Annotated in this window: 2 protein-coding genes; one reads left to right on the top strand and one right to left on the bottom strand. The window is 72.8% G+C overall.

Annotated elements, in window-relative coordinates; translation table 11 throughout:
- Nucleotides 1-195: 195 nt before the first annotated feature.
- Entirely contained in the window at nucleotides 196-357 is a 162-nt protein-coding gene (locus tag AOK24_RS49505) for a hypothetical protein (protein WP_165854407.1), read from the bottom strand.
- 239 nt (nucleotides 358-596) lie between these two features.
- On the opposite strand from AOK24_RS49505, the gene AOK24_RS44820 reads away from it, so the two are divergent.
- Complete coding sequence (locus tag AOK24_RS44820) at nucleotides 597-1,517, top strand: LLM class F420-dependent oxidoreductase (protein ID WP_055725523.1); 921 nt, start codon at nucleotides 597-599, stop codon at nucleotides 1,515-1,517.
- The last annotated feature ends 149 nt before the right edge of the window (nucleotides 1,518-1,666 follow it).

Below are 1,666 nucleotides of genomic sequence, written 5' to 3'. Positions count from 1 at the left end.
GCGCGGTGCGCCCGGCGGAGCGGGTGAACTGGGGGCGCGGCGCGCGGCGGAGACGCCCTCCGAGAGGGAGCCGGCATCAGAGGGAGCCGGCGTCGAGAGGGTGCCGGTGTTGAGAGGGTGCCGGCCCTTGTGCAGGGCCGGGCGAGAGGCTCGCGGCCTGTGTGGGGCCGGATTCCTACGAGGTGCGCGCCGGGGTCAGCCGGGCTCGACCTCCTCGGACACCGCCCGCGGCGAACTCCCGGTCGACTGAAGGTCCGCGTCCAGTGCGGACAGGTCCGCGTTCAACGACGCCATCAGCTCCTCCATCTGCTGAAGCAACCCCTTCGGCTGCCCGGCGGAGCCCAGTTCCTCGGACATGACGGCCTCCTCGGCCCGCGGCCCCTCCAAGGGGCCGACGCGGGTGACGCCCCGGCGTTGACCTGCCGGGCACGGGTGCCGGGCGGTCCGGCTCCGACGTCCCAACGATCATCACGGGGGCCGGTCACTGCCCGACGCGCCCGGCGCCCGCGAGATTCACCCGGGAGGGGAGCCCGTGGGGCGCCCGTGACCGGCGGGGTTGACGGTCGCAAGGATGTGCGAGGTGCGAGCATGGCCCCATGGATCTCCGTATCTTCACCGAGCCCCAGCAGGGCGCGAGCTACGACACCCTCCTGTCCGTCGCGAAGGCGACCGAGGACCTCGGCTTCGACGCGTTCTTCCGCTCCGACCACTACCTCGCCATGGGCGGCGACGGCCTTCCCGGGCCCACCGACGCCTGGCTCACCCTCGCCGGGCTCGCCCGCGAGACCAAGCGCATCCGCCTCGGCACGCTGATGACCGCCGCGACCTTCCGGCTCCCCGGCGTCCTCGCCATCCAGGTCGCCCAGGTCGACCAGATGTCCGGCGGACGGGTCGAACTCGGCCTCGGTGCGGGCTGGTTCGAGGCGGAGCACACCGCGTACGGCATCCCCTTCCCCGCGGAGAAGTTCGGCCGCCTGGAGGAGCAGCTGGAGATCGTCACCGGGCTGTGGGGCACGCCGGTCGGGGAGACGTACGACTTCAAGGGCACCCACTACACGCTCACCGACTCGCCCGCGCTGCCCAAGCCCGCGCAGGCGAAGATCCCGGTGCTGATCGGCGGCGGCGGCCCCAAGCGCACCCCGCGCCTGACGGCCCGTTACGCCGACGAGTTCAACATGCCGTTCGCCTCCGTCGCGGACACGGAGAAGCAGTTCGGGCGGGTCCGCGCGGCCGTCGAGGAGGCGGGCCGCCCGGCGGACGCGCTCACCTACTCCAACGCGCTGGTCGTCTGCGTCGGCAAGGACGACGCGGAGGTCGCCCGCCGCGCCGCCGCGATCGGCCGCGAGGTCGACGAGCTGAAGGAGAACGGCCTCGCGGGGTCCCCGGCGGAGGTCGTCGAGAAGATCGGCAGGTACGCCGAGATCGGCTCGACGCGGTTCTACCTCCAGATCCTGGACCTGGCCGACCTGGACCACCTGGAGCTGATCTCCGCGCAGGTGCAGACGCAACTGGGCTGAGACCGGGCGGCTGGGGGGCTGGTGTGGTCTGTGACGCGGTTGTGACCGGAGGTGTGGCTTCCGCCACAGCCCGGTGATCGTGCCGGCTGGTGAGGTGGCCGGATGCGCAGACTCCCGCTCCTCGTCCCGGCCCTCGCCGTCCTGCTCGC

This window comes from Streptomyces niveiscabiei (genome assembly GCF_001419795.1).
In the GTDB taxonomy this organism is placed as follows: Bacteria; Actinomycetota; Actinomycetes; order Streptomycetales; family Streptomycetaceae; genus Streptomyces; species Streptomyces niveiscabiei.
The sequence above is the reverse complement of the archived record's forward strand: the minus strand, read 5'-3'. Positions and strand labels throughout refer to the sequence as shown.

What these genes read in the sequence shown, in the direction of transcription:
- AOK24_RS49505 (WP_165854407.1), bottom strand. Translation starts at nt 357, where the DNA reads ATGTCCGAGGAACTGGGCTCCGCCGGGCAGCCGAAGGGGTTGCTTCAG.
- AOK24_RS44820 (WP_055725523.1), top strand. Translation starts at nt 597, where the DNA reads ATGGATCTCCGTATCTTCACCGAGCCCCAGCAGGGCGCGAGCTACGAC.